The 18,054-nt window shown below is 72.4% G+C and carries 18 protein-coding genes and 1 riboswitch; of the genes, 8 read left to right on the forward strand and 10 right to left on the reverse strand.

Annotated elements, in window-relative coordinates:
* Positions 1-42: 42 nt before the first annotated feature.
* The 3 genes from QA802_RS05985 to QA802_RS05995 all read left to right on the forward strand — a co-directional run bounded on the left by QA802_RS05985 (position 43) and on the right by QA802_RS05995 (position 5,114).
* Entirely contained in the window at positions 43-2,904 is a 2,862-nt protein-coding gene (locus QA802_RS05985; protein WP_334518687.1) for a SpoIIE family protein phosphatase, read from the forward strand.
* 66 nt (positions 2,905-2,970) lie between these two features.
* Positions 2,971-4,224: a PP2C family protein-serine/threonine phosphatase gene (locus tag QA802_RS05990; protein WP_334518689.1), complete on the forward strand. Its 1,254-nt coding sequence runs from the start codon at positions 2,971-2,973 to the stop codon at positions 4,222-4,224.
* A 149-nt stretch (positions 4,225-4,373) separates the two neighbouring features.
* Positions 4,374-5,114 carry a lysophospholipid acyltransferase family protein gene (locus QA802_RS05995; protein ID WP_334518691.1) on the forward strand — a complete coding sequence of 247 codons (741 nt, stop codon included), beginning with the start codon at positions 4,374-4,376 and terminating at the stop codon, positions 5,112-5,114.
* A 93-nt stretch (positions 5,115-5,207) separates the two neighbouring features.
* On the opposite strand, the gene QA802_RS06000 is transcribed toward QA802_RS05995, so the two are convergent.
* From QA802_RS06000 to QA802_RS06035, 8 genes are all read right to left on the reverse strand, one after another.
* A complete protein-coding gene (locus QA802_RS06000) occupies positions 5,208-6,809 on the reverse strand; it encodes an alpha/beta hydrolase (RefSeq protein ID WP_334518693.1) in 1,602 nt (533 codons plus the stop codon).
* Between the two features lie 119 nt (positions 6,810-6,928).
* Entirely contained in the window at positions 6,929-7,687 is a 759-nt protein-coding gene (locus QA802_RS06005) for an urease accessory protein UreD (RefSeq protein ID WP_334518695.1), read from the reverse strand.
* Position 7,688: 1 nt separating this feature from the next.
* Positions 7,689-8,366 carry an urease accessory protein UreG gene (gene ureG, locus QA802_RS06010; RefSeq protein ID WP_334518697.1) on the reverse strand — a complete coding sequence of 226 codons (678 nt, stop codon included), beginning with the start codon at positions 8,364-8,366 and terminating at the stop codon, positions 7,689-7,691.
* A gap of 131 nt (positions 8,367-8,497) precedes the next feature.
* Positions 8,498-9,172, reverse strand: coding sequence for an urease accessory protein UreF (locus QA802_RS06015; protein ID WP_334518699.1), 675 nt, complete (start codon positions 9,170-9,172; stop codon positions 8,498-8,500).
* 59 nt (positions 9,173-9,231) lie between these two features.
* Complete coding sequence (locus QA802_RS06020) at positions 9,232-10,953, reverse strand: urease subunit alpha (protein WP_319167262.1); 1,722 nt, start codon at positions 10,951-10,953, stop codon at positions 9,232-9,234.
* On the reverse strand, positions 10,946-11,257 hold the full coding sequence (locus QA802_RS06025; protein ID WP_334518701.1) for an urease subunit beta: 312 nt from the start codon (positions 11,255-11,257) through the stop codon (positions 10,946-10,948). Before QA802_RS06025 ends, QA802_RS06020 begins: the two co-directional genes overlap by 8 nt.
* Positions 11,258-11,271: 14 nt before the next feature.
* A complete protein-coding gene (locus QA802_RS06030; RefSeq protein ID WP_319167266.1) occupies positions 11,272-11,574 on the reverse strand; it encodes an urease subunit gamma in 303 nt (100 codons plus the stop codon).
* Positions 11,575-12,088: 514 nt separating this feature from the next.
* Complete coding sequence (locus tag QA802_RS06035; RefSeq protein WP_319167268.1) at positions 12,089-12,367, reverse strand: type II toxin-antitoxin system Phd/YefM family antitoxin; 279 nt, start codon at positions 12,365-12,367, stop codon at positions 12,089-12,091.
* 364 nt (positions 12,368-12,731) lie between these two features.
* Here QA802_RS06035 and QA802_RS06040 point away from each other — a divergent pair, with 364 nt between their 5' ends.
* The 3 genes from QA802_RS06040 to QA802_RS06050 all read left to right on the forward strand — a co-directional run bounded on the left by QA802_RS06040 (position 12,732) and on the right by QA802_RS06050 (position 14,822).
* On the forward strand, positions 12,732-13,367 hold the full coding sequence (locus tag QA802_RS06040; protein WP_334518703.1) for an ATP-dependent Clp protease proteolytic subunit: 636 nt from the start codon (positions 12,732-12,734) through the stop codon (positions 13,365-13,367).
* 6 nt (positions 13,368-13,373) lie between these two features.
* Positions 13,374-13,679 carry a hypothetical protein gene (locus tag QA802_RS06045; protein WP_334518705.1) on the forward strand — a complete coding sequence of 102 codons (306 nt, stop codon included), beginning with the start codon at positions 13,374-13,376 and terminating at the stop codon, positions 13,677-13,679.
* Between the two features lie 495 nt (positions 13,680-14,174).
* Positions 14,175-14,345: riboswitch (cyclic di-AMP (ydaO/yuaA leader) on the forward strand.
* A 3-nt stretch (positions 14,346-14,348) separates the two neighbouring features.
* On the forward strand, positions 14,349-14,822 hold the full coding sequence (locus QA802_RS06050) for a C40 family peptidase (protein WP_319167274.1): 474 nt from the start codon (positions 14,349-14,351) through the stop codon (positions 14,820-14,822).
* Between the two features lie 76 nt (positions 14,823-14,898).
* Here QA802_RS06050 and QA802_RS06055 read toward each other — a convergent pair whose 3' ends face one another.
* Positions 14,899-15,390, reverse strand: coding sequence for an ATP-binding protein (locus tag QA802_RS06055; protein ID WP_334518707.1), 492 nt, complete (start codon positions 15,388-15,390; stop codon positions 14,899-14,901).
* A 212-nt stretch (positions 15,391-15,602) separates the two neighbouring features.
* On the opposite strand from QA802_RS06055, the gene QA802_RS06060 reads away from it, so the two are divergent.
* Together QA802_RS06060 and QA802_RS06065 are read left to right on the forward strand one after the other, a co-directional pair.
* Positions 15,603-16,463 (forward strand): helix-turn-helix domain-containing protein, encoded by an 861-nt coding sequence (locus QA802_RS06060; RefSeq protein ID WP_334518708.1) that lies wholly within the window; start codon positions 15,603-15,605, stop codon positions 16,461-16,463.
* A 9-nt stretch (positions 16,464-16,472) separates the two neighbouring features.
* Positions 16,473-16,751 carry a DUF397 domain-containing protein gene (locus tag QA802_RS06065; protein ID WP_334518710.1) on the forward strand — a complete coding sequence of 93 codons (279 nt, stop codon included), beginning with the start codon at positions 16,473-16,475 and terminating at the stop codon, positions 16,749-16,751.
* A gap of 106 nt (positions 16,752-16,857) precedes the next feature.
* On the opposite strand, the gene QA802_RS06070 is transcribed toward QA802_RS06065, so the two are convergent.
* Complete coding sequence (locus QA802_RS06070) at positions 16,858-17,985, reverse strand: 8-amino-7-oxononanoate synthase (RefSeq protein WP_319167283.1); 1,128 nt, start codon at positions 17,983-17,985, stop codon at positions 16,858-16,860.
* Between the last annotated feature and the right edge of the window lie 69 nt (positions 17,986-18,054).

Raw genomic sequence — 18,054 nt, forward strand, 5'->3', positions numbered from 1 at the left:
TCGGAAGGTGGTAGACCACTCTCAGCGACAGAGAGGCCGGCCGTGGGCACTGAGGACGAGGACGACGTAGCCCGCCGGCGGTTCGACGTGGCGGACACCGCGCCCCTGCTGCTCGACGAGCGGGGCGTGGTGGCGAGCTGGACCAGGGACGCCGAGCGGCTGCTGGGGTACCCGGCCGCCGAGGCCGTGGGCAGGAACCTGGCCGCACTGCTCACCCACGCGGACGCCGGACGGGTGGGGGACGTCCTCGCGCGGTGCCGCGAGGACGGCGGCTGGGCGGGGCTGCTGTCGGCCCGCCGCAGGGACGGACGGCCGGTGCCCGTCATGGCGCGCGTGACCTCCGCCCACGAGCCGGGCGGACCCGCGCGCTGGCTGGCGCTGCTCAACGAGATGTCCGACGCCCCGGGCTGGAACATGAGCCGCTCGGTGCTGGAGCAGATGGTCGGCGACTCCCCGATCGGCATAGCGATCGTCAACACCGATCTGCGTTTCGTGTGGTCGAACGCGGCCCTGGCGAGGTTCGGCGGCGGCCCGCCCGAGCACCGGCTGGGGCTGCGGCTCGCGGATGTGCAGCCGGGCCTGGACTCGGCGTCGATCGAGGCGCAGATGCGCCGGGTGCTGGAGTCCGGGGAGCCGGTCATCGGCTACGAGCTGGTGGGCAGGGTGCAGGCGGCTCCGCACCGGGAGACGGCGCACATGCTGTCGTTCACCCGGCTGGAGGACGAGCGGGGCGGCCCCATGGGCGTCTACTACACGGTCGTGGACATGACCGAGCGGCACCGCGCCCGGCAACGGCTCGCCCTGCTCGACCGGGCCGGCCGCCGCATCGGCCGCAGCCTCGACATCACCCGGACGGCGCAGGAGCTGGCGGATGTGGCGGTGCCGGACTTCGCCGACGTCGTCACCGTGGACCTGCTCGAACCGGTGCTGCGGGGCGCGGAGCCCGCGCCCGCCCGGGCGACGGGCGGCCCCGACGACTCCGTGTCGTTGCGCAGGGCGGGGCGGCGGCGGGCCGGCGACCCCGACACGCCCGCGGACGCCGACGGGTCCGGCGGCCCGGCCGGGGTCACCGCGGTCGTCTACCCGGCGGGTTCGCCGCCGGCACGCTGCCTGACCGAAGGGCAGCCCTGGCGAGCGGCCCGACTCGACCCGAACAGCCTGCGAGAAGCCCGCGGCCCGGGCGACCCGCAAGACCTGAGCAACCCCCAGGCCCCTGGCGAGCCCTGGGACCCCGACGACCCTCGGGGGACCGGCAGTCCCCGGAACCCGGTCGCCCCGGGCGACCCGGGCGGCCCGGGCGCCCCGCAGGATTTGAGCAACCCGCAGGACCCGGGCGGCCCCCGGGCACCGGGCGGCCCCCGGGAGCCGGGCGGCCCTGGCGGTCCCCAGCACACCGGCGGTCCCCGGGCGCACGGCGATCTCCGGGACACCGGCGACCCACAGGAGCCGGACGGTCCGCGGGAGCCGGACGGTCCGCGGGAGCCGGACGGTCCGCGGGAGCCGGGCGGGGTGGGTGCAGGTGCCGGGGGGTGGGGCGCCGTGCTGCCTGTCGGGGCCGGGCCGGCCAGTGTCCTGATCGTGCCGGTGCGGGCGCGGGGCACCGTGCTGGGCGTCACGACGTTCCTGCGGCACGACCCGCGCGAGCCCTTCGACGAGGACGATCTGGCGCTCGCCGAGGACCTCGTCTCGCGGGCGGCCGTCTGCGTGGACAACGCCCGGCGCTACACCCGCGAACGGGGCGCGGCCCTGGTCCTCCAGCGCAACCTGCTGCCCCGCCGGCTGCCCGCGCAGGACGCCGTCGAGGTGGCCGCCGACTACCGGCCGGCCGACGAGCTGACCGGCCTCGGCGGGGACTGGTACGACCTGATCCCGCTGTCGGGGGCCCGGGTGGCGCTCGTCGTCGGCGAGGTGCCCGGGCACGGCATCGACGCCGCGGCCGCCATGGGGCGGGTGCGGACCGCGGTACGCACCCTGGCCGCGCTGGACCTGCCGCCCGCGGAGATCCTCGCGCACCTCGACGACCTGGTCACCCGTATGGACGAGGAGGAGGACGAGGAGGCGGACGACAACGACGGGGCGCGCGTCGCGGCGGACGCCCGGCCCCGGTCCGACGGCAGGCGGGTGGCGGGCTCGGCGTGCGTGTACGTCGTGTACGACCCGGTCGACGGGAGTTGCGTGATGGCCGCCGCCGGGCACCCCGCGCCGGCCGTCGTGCTGCCCGACGGGACCGTCGACTTCGTAGATCTGCCCCGGGGGCCCGCGCTCGGTGTGGGCGGCCCGCCGTTCGAGTCGGCCGAGCTGGTCCTGCCGGAGGGCAGCACGCTCGCGCTGCACACGGACGGTCTGCTGGCCGACGGCGAGCGGGGGGCGCCGGACACCAGCCGGGAGCGGCTGCGGCAGGCCCTGGAGCAGCCGGCCGCCGCCCTCGACCTGCGCTGCCGGACGGTGATCGACACCCTCGTCCCGGCCCGTCCGTACGACGACGTGGCCCTGCTGATGGCCCGCACCCGCCGGCTGCCGGCCGGCCAGGTGGCCGACTGGGAGCTGCCCGCGGACCCGGCAGCCGTCGCCGAGGCCCGCAAGACCGCGAGCCGCCGACTGGCGGAGTGGGGGCTCACGGAGCTGTCGTTCACCACCGAGCTCGTCGTCAGCGAGCTGGTCACGAACGCGATCCGGTACGCCACGGGGCCGATCAGGCTCCGGCTGATCCGCGAGCGCACCCTGTTCTGCGCGGTCTTCGACGGCGGCGCCACCGCACCCCATCTGCGCCATCCGAGGGCCACCGACGAGGGCGGCCGGGGGCTGCTGCTGGTCTCCCAGGTCACCCAGCGGTGGGGCACCCGCTTCCTCCCCGAGGGGAAGGTCATCTGGGCGGAGCAGTCACTCACCGACGCCGGCGCGTGAGCGATGGGGAACATTCATCGCATCACGTGAGAAACTGGCGCAATACCGGCAGATAGGGCGCGAGCCATGAACGACACGGCGATCGACTACGCGGCGGTCTTCCAGGCCCTGCCGGGCATGGTGGCGCTGCTCACGCCCGGGTTGGTGTACGCGGACGCCAACGAGGAGTTCCTGCGGGTGGCCGGCCGCAAGCGCGAGCAGATGGTCGGCCGGCACCTCTTCGACGTCTTCCCCGACAACCCCGAGGAGCCCGGCGCGAACGGCATGCGCAACCTGGAGGCGTCGCTGCGCCGGGTGCTGGCCACCGGCGAGCGGGACACCATGGCTCTGCAGCGCTACGACGTGGAGTCGGCCGACCGGCCCGGCGAGTGGGAGGAGCGCTACTGGAGCCCGGTCAACGCCCCGGTGTACGGGCCGGACGGGTCGGTGGTGCTGCTGGTGCACCGCGTCGAGGAGGTCACCGAGCTGATTCGGGCGCGCGGCGGGCGCGGGACGGCCGCGGACGACGGGCGGGTCGGCAGCCGGGGCCGGGTGCTGGAGGCCGAGCTGTACACCCGCGCCCGTGAGCTGCAGGAGCTCAACGAACGGCTGCGGCTTGCCCACGCACGCGAGCGCGAGGTGGCCCTCGCCCTCCAGGAGGCGATGCTGCCGCCGCGCATGCAGGTCGGGCACCACCGGGCCGCGGTGCGCTACCGGCCGGCGGTCGGCGCGCTCAACGTGTGCGGGGACTGGTACGACCTGGTCGACCTGGTCGGCGGCAACCGCATCGGGGTCTCGGTCGGCGACGTCGTCGGACACGGTCTGGAGGCCGCCGGGGTGATGGGCCAGCTGCGCAGCGCCCTGAGCGCGGCCTCCCGGGTGGCCCAGGGGCCGGGCGAGGCACTGAACGTCCTCGGACGGTACGCGCACGTCGTGGACGGGGCCGAGTCGGCCACCGCGGTCACCACGTTCATCGACTTCGACCATCACACGATCACCTACAGCAGCGCCGGGCATCCGCCGCCGGTGCTCGTGCACGCCGACGGGCGGGTGGAGTTCCTCGACCGGGCGACGGACCCCCCGCTGGACGCCCGGCCCGACCCGGCCCCGCGACCCGAGGCGCGCACCACGTACGACGACGGCGCCACCCTGGCCCTGTACACGGACGGTCTCATCGAGCGACGGCGGGAGGACATCGACACGGGACTGAACCGTCTCGCGGACGCGCTGGCCCGGCACCGGAAAGCCGACCCCGAGAGCCTCGCCGACGCGGTGCTGTGGGAGCTCCTGCCGCCCGGCGGCGCCACCGACGACACGGCCTTGGTCGTCGTACGGCTGTGACGGGGGCGAGAGGGCAGGGGGAACGGGAGCTGCGCCGGCCCGGTTCCGGCCGTTGCCGCCTACCCCTACACTGACACCCCACACCATGCCGGTTGACCTGCTGGAACACGGCCCCGAGCCGACCCGCCGGACACGAGGAGCGACACCCTTTGTTCTACTACCTCCTGAAGTATGTGGTGTTGGGGCCGCTGCTGAGACTGCTCTTCCGCCCTCGAATAGAGGGTCTGGAGCATGTGCCGGACTCGGGAGCGGCGATCATCGCTGGAAACCACCTGTCGTTCTCCGACCACTTCCTGATGCCCGCGATCCTCAAGCGGCGCATCACGTTCCTCGCGAAGGCCGAGTACTTCACGGGGCCGGGCCTCAAGGGCCGGCTGACCGCGGCCTTCTTCCGCAGCGCGGGCCAGATCCCGGTGGACCGTTCCGGCAAGGAGGCCGGCCAGGCCGCGATCCGCGAGGGCCTGGGCGTGCTGAGCAAGGACGAGCTGCTGGGCATCTACCCGGAGGGCACCCGCTCGCACGACGGACGGCTCTACAAGGGCAAGGTCGGCGTCGCCGTGATGGCCCTGCGGGCGCAGGTGCCGGTGATCCCCTGCGCGATGATCGGCACCTTCGAGGCGCAGCCGCCGGGCAAGGTCGTCCCGACCCTGCACCCGGTCGTGATCCGCTTCGGCAAGCCCCTCGACTTCTCCCGCTACCTCGGCATGGAGCACGAGAAGGCGGTGCTGCGCGCGATCACCGACGAGATCATGTACGCCATCCTCTCGCTGTCCGAGCAGGAGTACGTCGACCAGTACGCGGCCGTCGCCAAGGCGGAGGAGGTCGCCGCGAAGGCGGAGACGGAGAAGTCGGGGAAGGGGCGCAAGTTCCCCCGGCTGCCCTCGAGATGACGGTACGTCAGTATCGTTGAGGGCGACGAGGGGCGGCCGGATCGATCCGGCCGCCCCTCGTCGCCCTACGGGCGGTGCCCTACCGCTCGAGTCCTACGGCTTGGGCGTGGCGTGCGGTGCGCAGGTCACGTCCGACCGGTCCAGCTTGCCGGTGAGGAGGTAGGCGTCGACCCGGCTGTTGATGCAGGTGTTCACCAGGCTGGTGACACCGTGGGAGCCCGCGCCCTTCTCGGTGATCAGGCGGGAGCCCTGGAAACGCTTGTGCAGTTCCACGGCGCCCGCGTACGGGGTGGCCGCGTCGTTCGTGGACTGGACGATCAGCACCTGCGGCAGCCCCTTGTGCGTGGTGACGTGCACCGGAGTCTGCTGCTTGACCGGCCAGGTGGCGCAGGGCAGGTTCATCCAGGCGTTGGCCCACGTCATGAACGGGTGGCTCTTGTGCAGCGCCGTGTTGTCCCGGTCCCACTTCTTCCAGCTGGTGGGCCACTTGGCGTCGGTGCACTCGACGGCCGTGTAGACGGCGTTGCCGTTCTCCGAGGAGATGTTGCCGGCGGTGTCCGTCAGGTCGGGCGAGGCCGCGTCGACCAGGGCCTTGGTGTCCCCGGCGAAGTAGGCGCTGAAGACGGTGGCGACCGGCACCCACGAGGAGTCGTAGTACGGGGCGCTCTGGAAGAAGGAGATCAGCTCGGCCGGGCCTACGACGCCGCCGATGGGGTTCTTCTTCGCGGTGGCGCGCAGCTGGAGCCACTTCGCCTGGACGGCGGCGCGGGTCGTGCCCAGGTGGAAGGTCGCGTCGTTGGCGGCGACCCAGTCCTGCCAGTCCTTCCAGCGGCCCTCGAAGGCGACGTCCTGGTCGAGGTTGGCCTGGTACCAGACCTTCTCGCGGGAGGGGTTGACCACGCTGTCGACGACCATGCGACGCAGGTGGCCCGGGAACATGGTGCCGTACACGGCGCCGAGGTAGGTGCCGTACGAGACGCCGAGGAAGTTGAGCCCCCGCTCGCCGAGGGCGGCGCGGATGACGTCCAGGTCGCGCACGGTGTTCGGCGTGGTCATCTGCTGGAGCATCGCCTTGCCGGTGCGCTCGGCGCAGCCCTGCGCGTACTCACGGGCGAGCCCCCGCTGGGCGTACTTGTCGGCCGTGGTGTCCGGGACCGGGTCGGCCTTGGGCGCCTTGACGAACTCCTGCGGGTCCATGCAGGAGATGGGCGCGGAGTGGCCCACGCCGCGCGGGTCGAAGCCGACGAAGTCGTAGGCCTTGGCCACGTTGGCCCAGACGGGCGCCTTGGTGGTGACGCGACGCGGGAAGCGCAGGCCGGAGCCGCCGGGACCGCCGGGGTTGTAGACGAGCGCCCCCTGACGCTCCTGAGCCGTGCCCGTGTTGCCGATGCGGTCGACGGCGAGCTTGATCTGCCTGCCGTTCGGCTTGGCGTAGTCGACCGGAACGGTGACCCAGCCGCACTTGATCGGCTTCTCCAGGCCCCAGTCGGCCGGGCAGTCCTGCCAGTCGATGCCGGCCTTCGCGGCGCGCTCGGCGGCGATCGCCGCGCCCCGCGCCTCACGGTCTTGTCCCGGACGACTGCTGGTCGCGCTCGCGGTGGGCGCGGTGACCGCGCCGGCGAGCAGAGTCGCGGTGACGAGTATGCCCGCCGAGCCCAGCGCGGCGACGCGCTTGTTCGGTCGTATGTCCTTCAAGTGGGAACTCCCCCTACCTGGTTATGGCGGCAGGGTGGATCCTCGCTGCTGTGAGGCGTCTGAGAAAAGGTGTCGTTGACCTTCTTTGCCAATCCGATAACCGGAGAGGAAGGTACCGTTCACCGGATGTCCAGGTCGGCGAGGGCCTCGTCCAGTGCGCGGCGCAGCCGCAGCGCGTCGGGCGCGAGGGCCGTGACGAGCGCGGCGGGACCGGCCAACGGCATCACGCGGGCGTGTTCGCCGACCGCCCGGGCCGCCGTCGGCCGCTGAGCGAACTCCGGCAGTACGACGATGAGTTGTCCGACGGCCCGGTGACCGGCGAGAACGGCGGGGCCGTCCCAGCCGCCGGGCGCGCCCGGTCCGCAGGCCAGTTCCTGATCGAGGACGGCCCGGCCGGCGACCTTGACGACCAGTCTGCTGGTCAGCCTGCCCGGCTCCTCCCCCACCCGCCCCAGCACCTGCTCCTCGCGCAGCACCAGGCGGGCGTCGGCGCCGAGGTCGACGCGCGTGGAGACGGACAGGTCGCTGCCGCCCGCCGAGATCAACTGCTCGGGCAGCCAGTGCAGTTCGCCGCCGTCGGCGACGGTGAGCCGGACGTCGTACCGGGCTTCGTCCTTCGTCTGGCCGGGCAGGGCGATGGTGGCGGCGGCCGAGCCGACCCGCAGCCGGGCTCCGCCGCCGACGTCCGCCTCCACAGCGAACCGGTCACCGCCGAGGGGCCCGCTCATCGCCCCGACGAGCAGGACGCGCGCCTCGTCGCCGACGGCCCGGGTGCGCCGCAGGGCGAGCGGTCCGTCGCTCTCCAGCACGGGCAGGCAGGTGCCCCCGCGCCCGTCGGCGCTCGCCCTGATCCGTGCGGTGGCGCACACCCGGCTCATGTCACGCCGTCCAGGCGGCGAGCTGCGAACGCACCCAGGCTGCGACGTCCGCGACGCCGCTCCCGGCGCGCAGGGACTGGAAAACGACGGGCAGTTCGGCCCGTTGCGCCTTCGCGTCGGCGGCCATGCGGGCGAGGTCGGAGCCGACGTACGGCGCGAGGTCGGTCTTGTTGACGACGAGCAGATCGGCGGTGGTGACGCCCGGGCCGCCCTTGCGCGGGATGTCGTCCCCGCCCGCCACGTCGATGACGAAGATCTGGGCGTCCACCAGCCCCTTGGAGAAGGTGGCGGTGAGGTTGTCCCCGCCCGATTCGACCAGGATGAGGTCCAGCGGCCCCACGGCGTCCTCCAGGTCCTCCACGGCTTCGAGGTTGGCGGAGATGTCGTCCCGGATCGCGGTGTGCGGGCAGGCGCCCGTCTCGACGGCCGTGATCCGCTCGGGCGGCAGCACGGCCTCCCGCAGCAGGAACTCGGCGTCCTCCCGGGTGTAGATGTCGTTGGTGACGACGGCCAGGGACAGTTCGTCGCGCAAGGCCCGGCACAGCGCCGCGACGGTGGCGGTCTTGCCGGACCCGACGGGCCCGCCGAGCCCGACGCGCAGCGCCCGCCGCGACCCGTCGGGCCGCTGGGCGTCGGCACCGACGGCGGCGGGACCCTCATGGATGTGATCAAGATGCACAACAGCTCCCTTCGGCCGAGCCGGGCATCACAGCCCGGCCGGCGTTTGATGACAAGGCCCGTTCAGGGCCGAAGCGGGGGGTACGGGGGCGGCAGCTCCCGGGACGGGAAGGGGCGGCGGGGGCGAGAAACCTAGGAGGCGAACAGCCGCACGGGCCAGCCCGCATGCGCCTCCGCGCCGATCTCCAGCAGCGGCGCGGACGCGGAGGGCAGCGCGTCGACGCCCTCCGCCTGCACCGCCGTCCCGCAGGACACGGCCCGGTCGACCACCTGGTCCAGCTCCGGCGCCAGCCGGGCCAGTACGGCGGTCGCCTGGAAGGGGTCGAGGCTCAGCAACCGCACCACGGCGGTGGCCGGTCCGCTCACACTCTCGTAGACCGCGCAGTACGCCGCGTCCGCCGCCCCCAGACCGGCCGCCCGCGCCGTCAGCCCCAGCACCACCGGCTGGTGCGCACCCTTGGGGAACTCCCTTGCCAGCGCGTCCAGTTCGGCGTTCGGCCAGGCTGCCCGGGCGGCCCGCATCAGCTGCCGGCCGAGTCTGCGCGCGACCAACCGCAGCGCCGGGGAGGGGGTGCGGGCGTCCGCCGCGGCGTCCAGCCGCGCGGGGTCCGCCCCCGCAGCGGCCGCTGCGGCCAGCGCCGCCGCCACGAGTCCGGCCGTGTGCAGCCTGCCGCGGCAGAACGCCTCGAGGCTCGCCGCGCCGGTGATCCGTCCCGCCTTGACGGCCTCCTCCGCCCCGCCGGAGTGCGCGTGCCCTCCGGCGGGGAAGCGGCCGTCGGCGAGGACGAGCAGTGCCGCTCGGGTCACGGTGACGTCCTCCGTCCTCGGTCCACAGTCCTCAGCCCTCAGTCCTCAGTCCTCAGTCCTCAGAAGAGGAAGTAGCGCTGGGCCATGGGAAGTTCGGCGGCCGGAGTCGCCTCGACGAGCTCCCCGTCGATGTGCACGGCGAAGCTGTCCGGGTCGACCCGGACGCGTGGCCGGGCGTCGTTCTCCCGCATGTCCGCCTTGGTCACCCCGCGCGTGGAGTCGATGGCGACGAACCTCTTGCCCAGTTGCAGACGTTCGGGCAGGCCGTCCTCGATCGCCAGCGGCGCCACGAAGTTGAAGGAGTTCGAGGCGGGCGCCCGGCCGATCGCCCCGTACATCGGACGCGGCAGGATCGGCTGCGGCGTCGGGATCGAAGCGTTGGCGTCGCCCATCTGGGCGTACGCGATCTGTCCGCCCTTGATGACGAGGTGCGGCTTGACGCCGAAGAACGCCGGCTCCCACAGCACCAGGTCGGCGAGCTTGCCGCTCTCCACGGATCCGATCTCGCGGGCCAGCCCCTGCGCGAGGGCCGGGTTGATCGTGTACTTGGCGATGTACCGGCGGACGCGGTGGTTGTCCGCCCGCCCGTCCCCGGGGAGCGCGCCGCGCCGCCGCTTCATCACGTGCGCGGTCTGCCAGGTCCGCAGGATCACCTCGCCGACCCGGCCCATGGCCTGCGCGTCGGAGGAGATGATCGAGATCGCCCCGAGGTCGTGCAGGACGTCCTCGGCGCCGATCGTCGAGGGCCGGATCCGCGACTCGGCGAACGCCAGGTCCTCCGGGACAGCCGGGTTGAGGTGGTGACACACCATCAGCATGTCGAGGTGCTCCTCGGCCGTGTTCACCGTGTACGGCCGCGTCGGGTTGGTCGAGCTCGGCAGCACGTGCGGCTCGGAGACGACGGTCATGATGTCCGGCGCGTGCCCGCCGCCCGCGCCCTCGGTGTGGTACGCGTGGATGCCGCGGCCGGCGATCGCGGCCAGTGTGTCGCCCACGAACCCGGCCTCGTTGAGCGTGTCGGTGTGGATGGCGACCTGGATACCGGTGCGGTCGGCGACGGTCAGCGAGGCGTCGATGACGGCCGGGGTCGAGCCCCAGTCCTCGTGCAGCTTCAGCCCCAGCGCCCCGCCGCGGATCTGCGAGAGCATCGCCTCCTGCGAGACGGTGTTGCCCTTGCCGAGGAAGCCGATGTTCAGCGGGTACTGCTCCATCGCCTCCAGCATGCGCGCGAGGTGCCACGGGCCGGGCGTCACGGTGGTCGCCTTGGAGCCCTCGGCCGGTCCGGTGCCGCCGCCGACCAGCGTGGTGACGCCCGACGCGAGGGCCTCGTCGGCGATCTGCGGGCAGATGAAGTGGACGTGCGCGTCGACCGCGCCGGCCGTCAGGATCCGTCCGTTGCCGGCGATCACCTCGGTCTCCGGGCCGATGACGAGGTCCGGGTGGACGCCGTCCATCGTGTCGGGGTTGCCGGCCTTGCCGATGCCGGTGATCCGCCCGTCGCGGATGCCGACGTCGGCCTTCACCACGCCCCAGTGGTCCACGACGACCGCGCCCGTGACGACGGTGTCGGGCGTGCCCTCCGCGCGGGTGGCCCGCGACTGCCCCATGGACTCACGAATCACCTTGCCGCCGCCGAACACCGCCTCGTCTCCGGCGAGTCCGGGTCCGCCGCAGCGGTCCTCCTCGATCTCGATCAGCAGGTCCGTGTCGGCGAGCCGGATGCGGTCGCCGGTGGTCGGGCCGAACAGGTCGGCGTACGCGGCACGCGAGATCTCAGGCATCGAGGGCACCTCCGGTCTCCCCGCGCAGTCCGGGCACGATCCGGGCGCCGGCGAGGGGGACGAGTTCGACCTCGACGGGGATCCCGGGCTCGAAGCGCACGGCGGTGCCGGCGGCGACGTTCAGCCGCCTGCCGCGCGCTGCAGCGCGGTCGAACTCCAGGCCCGGGTTGGCCTCGGCGAAGTGGTAGTGGGAGCCGACCTGGACGGGCCGGTCGGCGGCGTTGAGCACGGTGAGCCGGGTGACCGCGCGGCCCTCGTTGTACACGACCGGCCCCTCGGCGAAGAGGATCTCTCCGGGAATCATGGCGGTCTCCCCCGTCAGACGATCGGGTCGTGGACGGTGACGAGCTTGGTGCCGTCGGGGAAGGTGGCCTCGACCTGCACGTCGTGGATCATCTCGGGGATGCCCTCCATGACGTCGTCGCGGGCGAGCAGCTTGCGGCCGGAGGCCATCAGCTCGGCGACCGTACGGCCGTCCCGCGCGCCCTCGAGGATGTGCGAGGTGATGAGGGCGACCGCTTCGGGGTGGTTGAGCTTGAGCCCGCGGGCCCGGCGCTTCTCGGCGACGTCGGCCGCCACGTGGATCAGCAGCCTCTCCTGCTCGTGCGGGGTCAGTTGCACGTCCCACCTCACATCCTCGCTCCGGACCGTGCGGGGCCCGGGTTGCCGCGGCCACGGGGGAACGCCCCTGGTGGCATGGACCGGCAGGCTAGTTGGACCGCATTTCGAGCACGTTAACCAAGCTGTGATCATTCAGGCCGGCGGCAGCGGGGGCGACACGCTCAACAACGCGCGCAGCCCGTCATCGAGCACCTCGACGGGACCGGGCCGAACGGCGACTGCCGGGCGAGTAAACCCCTGACGGCGGCGATCGGTGTGCGGGCCACGTGGTCCGGGGGACGCCGGACCGCATCATCCCGGCGTCCGATCGCCGTCGTGCTGCTCGTGCCCGCCTACGCCGCCCTGGCCCTGTGAACCTTCGCCCGGCCCGCGACCCGTCAGCACGGGGACGCCTTCGCGTACACCGCCACGCCGACGAGGCGGCGACCGTGCCGCGCTCGCGGACCGGACCGTATACGGCGCGGTCGTCGTCACCGCCGACGGACCCGAACTGCTGACGACCCTGTCGCGCGCGCTACGACGGGTTGGGCCCCCGGTGCTCAGCGGTGATCCCGTACCGCTGCTGCTCGCGGGGCGCGGCGGCGACCTCACGCACCGCGGAGACGGAGCGGACCACCTGTTCCTCGGCCGGACGGTCCAGTTCGTCCAGTCGTTCCAGGTCGGCGGCGGAGACGAGGGCGACGAGGGGTTTGCCGTGCCGGGTCACGACGACGCGCTCACCGCCGTACACCACGCGGTTGATCAGGTCGGCGAGTTCAGCCCTGGCTTGCGTCACCGGAATCTCGTAGGCCATGCCCCAAGCTTACGGACCGTCCAGAGATTCCGTGAGAGTCCACCGAGTCCGCAAAACCGCAGTTCAGAGGCTCTGAGGTCACAGCCGACCGACGGGCTCCCAGGCGGGCGGCAGCGCAAAGGGCCGGTCGGCCCCCTGGAGCCGCACACTCGCCGAGGGGCAGTTGGGTGCAGTGTCCCACTGGATGAACGGCGAGGGGCCGGCGAGCGCTCGCCGGCCCCTCGCCGTTCGCCACGACTGCCGCCCTTCCGGCCCCGAGACGAAAGCCGTGCCCACTTCTCTCTCGATGTCGTAACGTACGTCCTGTACATTTTCCTCGGACGTGCCAGACGTAGAAGGCCAGACGTAGAAGGAGGGGGCACCCGTGCATCGACCGTCCGCCCGCCATGTCCTGCCCGAGTTCACCGAACGGACGAGCTCGGGACATCGCACGATGGATCCGTACGCGAAGCTGCTGGAGGAGCGCATCGTCTTCCTGGGCGCCCCGGTCGACGACATCTCGGCGAACGACGTGATGGCCCAGTTCATGTACCTCGAGCACAAGGAGCCGGACCGGGACATCGCGCTGTACATCAACTCCCCCGGCGGTTCGTTCAGTGCGATGACGGCCCTGTACGACACGATCCGGTTCGTCACCTGTGATGTGTCGACGACCTGCCTGGGGCAGGCGGGCTCGTCGGCCGCGGTCCTGCTGGCCGCGGGAACGCCGGGCAAGCGGTTCGCCCTGCCGGGGGCGCGGATGACGATCCGCCAGCCGTCGCTGCCCGAGCCCGTCGAGGGTCAGGCCAGCGACCTGGCCATCCAGGCCGAGGAGCTGGCACGCACCCGCGCGAGCCTCGAGGAGATGCTGGTCCGGCACACCGGGCGGACGCCGGAGCAGGTGACCGCGGACATCGAGCGGGACAAGTTCCTCACCGCCCAGGAGGCCTTGGAGTACGGCCTGGTGGACGGGATCATCCCGAGCCGCGAGACTTCCGCCGGCGCGCTGGACGGGAGGTGAGCCGCGATGGTGCCCGAGCTGCCGCCGCTGCCCGCGCTGACCCGCGCGGAGGCCGAGCTGATCGACGGATACCTCGACGTGGTCGACATGCTCGGCCGCATCAACCCCGCCCACCACGGTGACACCTACCGCGGACTGCGCGCCGCCCAGGCGCTGGTGAGCAAGGCGACCGCGCTGCGCGACGCGCTGACGCGGATGCACCAGCGCGGTGAGAGCGAGTTGCACGCGCCGACGCTCGCGCGGGCGCTGCGCGTCCTCGACGGGGAGCGCCGCACGGCGCGCGTCACGCTGCCCCCGCTCTCCGACGGCTGACCCGGGGCAGCGTCGGTCCCAACAGTTCGACTCCGGTCCGGTCCGGACGGTTCGACGTTGGCTCGGCTCCGGTCCGGACGGCTCGACGTTGGCTCGGCTCCGGTCCGGACGGCTCGACGTTGGCTCGGCTCCGGTCCGGACGGCTCGGCTCGGACGTGACGATCGGGCCGGAGCCGAAACGACCCAGAAGGCGTACCCCCGTTCGGCAGAGCGTCCACTGCTCCCGCAGACGCCCCCAGGTTGCACGAAAGGGCGTTCCTCGAGCGGAAAAGGAGGCGTCACCGCTGGTGGGAGGCCCTGAGATACCCCGGCACCTGATCGTCCGTCAGAGTGTTCACCCGAACGGGTGAGTGGTGAGTAACCCCACAAATCCTCGGTTCCGTTGGGATTTTCGGACATCCGTGAGCCAAGATCCCTGACTGACGACAAGCCCCCGCCACAAGCGGCGGGGCGATCCGGGTGGACGCCGAGTCCTGCCGCCTCCCGGATGACCGGTCGACAGGAGTGCATCGGCAGGAGTGGAGGACCCAAGCACGACGGGTCGCCGGAACGGTCACGCCATGACCGGGCCGAGCAGCCCTTGGGGTGAAGCCGCTGACGCGGCCGGGCAACTTCGCCAGCCCGAATCCGACAGGTCATCCTTCACAGGCGGCTGACGAAGGGTTGCGCATGACTGCGCTCAATCGTGTCCCGTCGCTCATGGCCCGGGCCGGTACGGCCTCGGCGTTCGCCATCGCCGCCGTGGGCGGCACGGTCGTGGTACCGGGGCTCGCCTCCGACGCCGCGGCCGCCACACCGGCGACGAAGGCGCTGCAGATCGCCGCCTCCAAGAAGGGCGCGCCGTACAAGTACGGGGCGACCGGACCGAAGAGGTTCGACTGTTCGGGGCTCACGCAGTACTCGTTCAAGAAGGCGGGCAAGAGCCTGCCGCGGACGGCGGCCCAGCAGTACAACAAGACGAAGCACATTTCGGCGTCCAGCCGCAAGGCGGGCGACCTGGTGTTCTTCCACTCGGGGCGGAACGTGTACCACGTCGGGATCTACGCCGGTCAGGGCAAGATCTGGCACTCGCCGAAGACCGGCGACGTGGTGAAGCTCCAGAAGATCTGGACCAAGAGCGTCTGGTACGGCCGGGTCCGCTGAGGCCCGTGCGCTGATCCTCCGGGCCCGCAGGGGCCCGCTGAGCCTCCCGGGGCGTGCACGGCGTCCTGACGCGCCTTCACCGCCCCGGGAGCTCACCACCCTCCGCCGGAGCCGCCAGAACACCGGCGGCCGCGGCCGGCTCGACCGCCGGGACGGTCCACGGGAGCTCTACGATGACCGTCTTGCCGCCCTCCCGGGTGGGCCGCACTCTGAGCCTGCCGCCGGCCTCCGCGGTCAGCCAGCGAACGATCACCATGCCTCGGCCGTTGTCCTGCTGGACGGCGGCCGGCAGTCGTTGCGGAAAGCGCGGGTGGCTGTCGGTGACGCCGATGCGCAGCTGTTCGTCGCGGTCGAGAACGAGGTCCACCGTGAAGGTGGGCGACTGACCGAAGGTGTGCTGTACGGCGTTGGTGGCGAGTTCCGAGACGATCAGACGGACGGTGTCGGCCGCCTCGGCGTCCGCCGGCAGACCCCACTCGCCGAGGATGCCGGCCACGAAGGCGCGGGCCGTGGAGACCGAGGCGGGATCGCTCGGCAGAGTGAGGGTTGCTTCCAGGTGATCTGCCATGGCGACGTCGTCCCTTTCCCACGGGACCGGAGCCCGACACGGGTGTGGATGGTTCGAGTACGGTCCCGGACTGGTGCTTCTTCGCCAGACTGCCATCACCACGCCGGTCACGGTGGCGATCCACCAAGATGTGCATATATCTGTCGCCCGATGCGGTGAACTCTGCGACGGCAGAGCGTATTTGGCCGACCTTCAGGAGTGAGGAGAAGCCCGTGCGGCACGGACCGGCGGTGCGCCGCCGCAAGCTGGGCGCCGAACTGCGCACTTTACGCGCCCAGGCGGGCCTCACCAGTGGGGAGGCGGCCCGGCTCGTGGGGTGGCACCAGTCCAAGGTGAGCCGTATCGAGACCGGTACCAGTGGATCGAAACCGGCCGATGTGCGGTTACTCCTCGACGCCTATGGAGTGACCGATCCGCAACTGCGGGAGCTGATGCTGGCATTGGCGGACCCCGAGGTCGGCGGTGGCCGCGACCACTGGTGGCACGCCTACCGCGGGGTGCTGCCGCCCGCCTATCGGGACTTCATCAGCCTGGAATCCCAGGCCGGCGCGATGCGCACCCTGGAGACGACCGTGGTGCCGGGCCTGCTGCAGACGCCCGAGTACGCCCGCGCGGTGACCGGCGCCGCGGTCGAGGGTCTCGACGAGGAGCAGCTGGACACCCTGGTGGAAGTGCGGCTGGCCCGCCAGGACGTGCTGCGCGCGCAGCCGCCGCTGGAGCTGAGCGCGGTGCTGGACGAGTCGGTGCTGCGCCGCGAGGTGGGCGGCCCCGAGGTGATGGTCCGCCAGCTGCTGCGGCTGGTGGAGGCCTCCCGAATGCCGCAAGTGAGCCTTCAGGTGCTGCCGTTCACCGCGGGTGCACATATCGGGGTAACCGGCCCTTTCGTTATCTTTTCATTTTCGCGCACTTCTGATCTGGATGTGGTTGTTCTCGACCACTTGACGAGTAGCCTCTACCTCGAACGGAAAGAAGACCTCCAGGCCTATGCGCAGGCCTTCAACGCCCTTCGGGCGCACGCCCTTTCGCCCGGGGAATCATCGGATTACATCGCCGCGATGGCCTGCGGCGCGTAAGGAGGCACCATGTCCGCAGTACCGCGGAACGTACCTTCCCGTACCGATACCGATACCGATACCGATACCGTTCCTGCTCCCGACTGTCTCCCGCAGCTGCGGTGGCTGCGCAGCAGCTACAGCACGGGAGCCAACAACTGCGTCGAGACCGCCCGTCCGGACCGCGGCCCCTGGGCCGGGCTGCTCGCCGTACGCGACTCCAAGGAACCGGCCGGTCCCGCCCTGCTCTTCTCCCCCGAGAGCTGGACGGGATTCACCGCCGCGCTCCGCCGACCACACCGCACCTGACGGCACACCACGTCACAGGCGACCCACAGCCGTGTCTCGCCGACTCGCGACCGTGTCTCGCCGTTTCATGACGTGTATCGCCGTTTCACATCCGGTTCTCGCCGTTTCAGGGCCGGTTCTCGCCGATCACCCGCACGGCGCGTGCCAGCTCGGCGTCGGAGAGGTCCGCGCGGGCGGTGAGCCTCAGGCGCGAGATGCCGTCGGGCACGGAAGGAGGACGGAAGCAGCCCACGGCCAGACCTGCCGTCCGGCAGTCCGCCGCCCAGCGCACGGCCTCCTCCGGGGAGGGCGCACGCACCGAGACGACCGCGGCGTCGGGACGCACCGCTTCCAGACCCGCGGCCGTCAGTCGGGCGTGCAGTTCGCCCGCCACCGCCCGCGCGCGTGCGGCGCGCCCCGGTTCCCGGCGCAGCAGCCGCAGGGCCGCCAGCGCGGCGCCCGCCGCCGCCGGGGCCAGGCCCGTGTCGAAGATGAACGTGCGGGCCGCGTTCACCAGGTGCTCGATCACCCGCGCGGGGCCCAGCACGGCGCCCCCCTGGCTGCCGAGCGACTTGGACAACGTGAGCGTCACGACGACGTCGGCGGCGCCCGCGAGACCGGCCGCGTGCGCGGTGCCCCGGCCGCCGTCCCCGAGCACGCCCAGTCCGTGGGCGTCGTCGACGACGAGACCGGCGCCGTGCTCCCGGCAGGCGGCGGCGAGGCCGGCCAACGGGGCCGCGTCGCCGTCGACCGAGAAGACCGCGTCGCTGACGGCCACGGCCGGGCCGTCGTGGGCGTCGAGCGCCTTGCGCACGGCCTCCGGGTCGGCGTGGCCGACGACCTGGACGGCGCCGCGGGCCAGCCGGCACCCGTCGATGAGCGAGGCGTGGTTGGCCGCGTCGGAGACGATCAGCGAGCCGTGCGGGGCCAGCGCGGTGACGGCGGCGAGGTTGGCCGCGTAACCGGAGGAGAAGACCAGGGCCGCCTCGAAGCCGCAGAAGTCCGCCAGCTCCCGCTCCAGGTCGCCGTGCAGCTCGGTGGTGCCGGTGACGAGGCGGGAGCCGGTGGCGCCGCCGCCCCAGGTGCGGGCGGCGGCCGCGGCGCCCTCGACGACCTCGGGATGACGGGACAGACCCAGGTAGTCGTTGCTCGCGAGGTCCAGCAGCGGCGAGTCGGCCGGCCGCGGCCGCAGCGTCCGTACGAGTCCGGCCCGGCGGCGCAGCTCCGCCTGCTCGTCGATCCAGCCGAACGCCATGGGTCCTCCGGTGCTTTTGTAGGTAGCGGACAGACACTAGCGGCAGGGCCGCCCGCCCACGGTGTGGCA

The sequence above is a fragment of the Streptomyces sp. B21-105 genome, assembly GCF_036898465.1.
Taxonomy (GTDB): Bacteria; Actinomycetota; Actinomycetes; order Streptomycetales; family Streptomycetaceae; genus Streptomyces.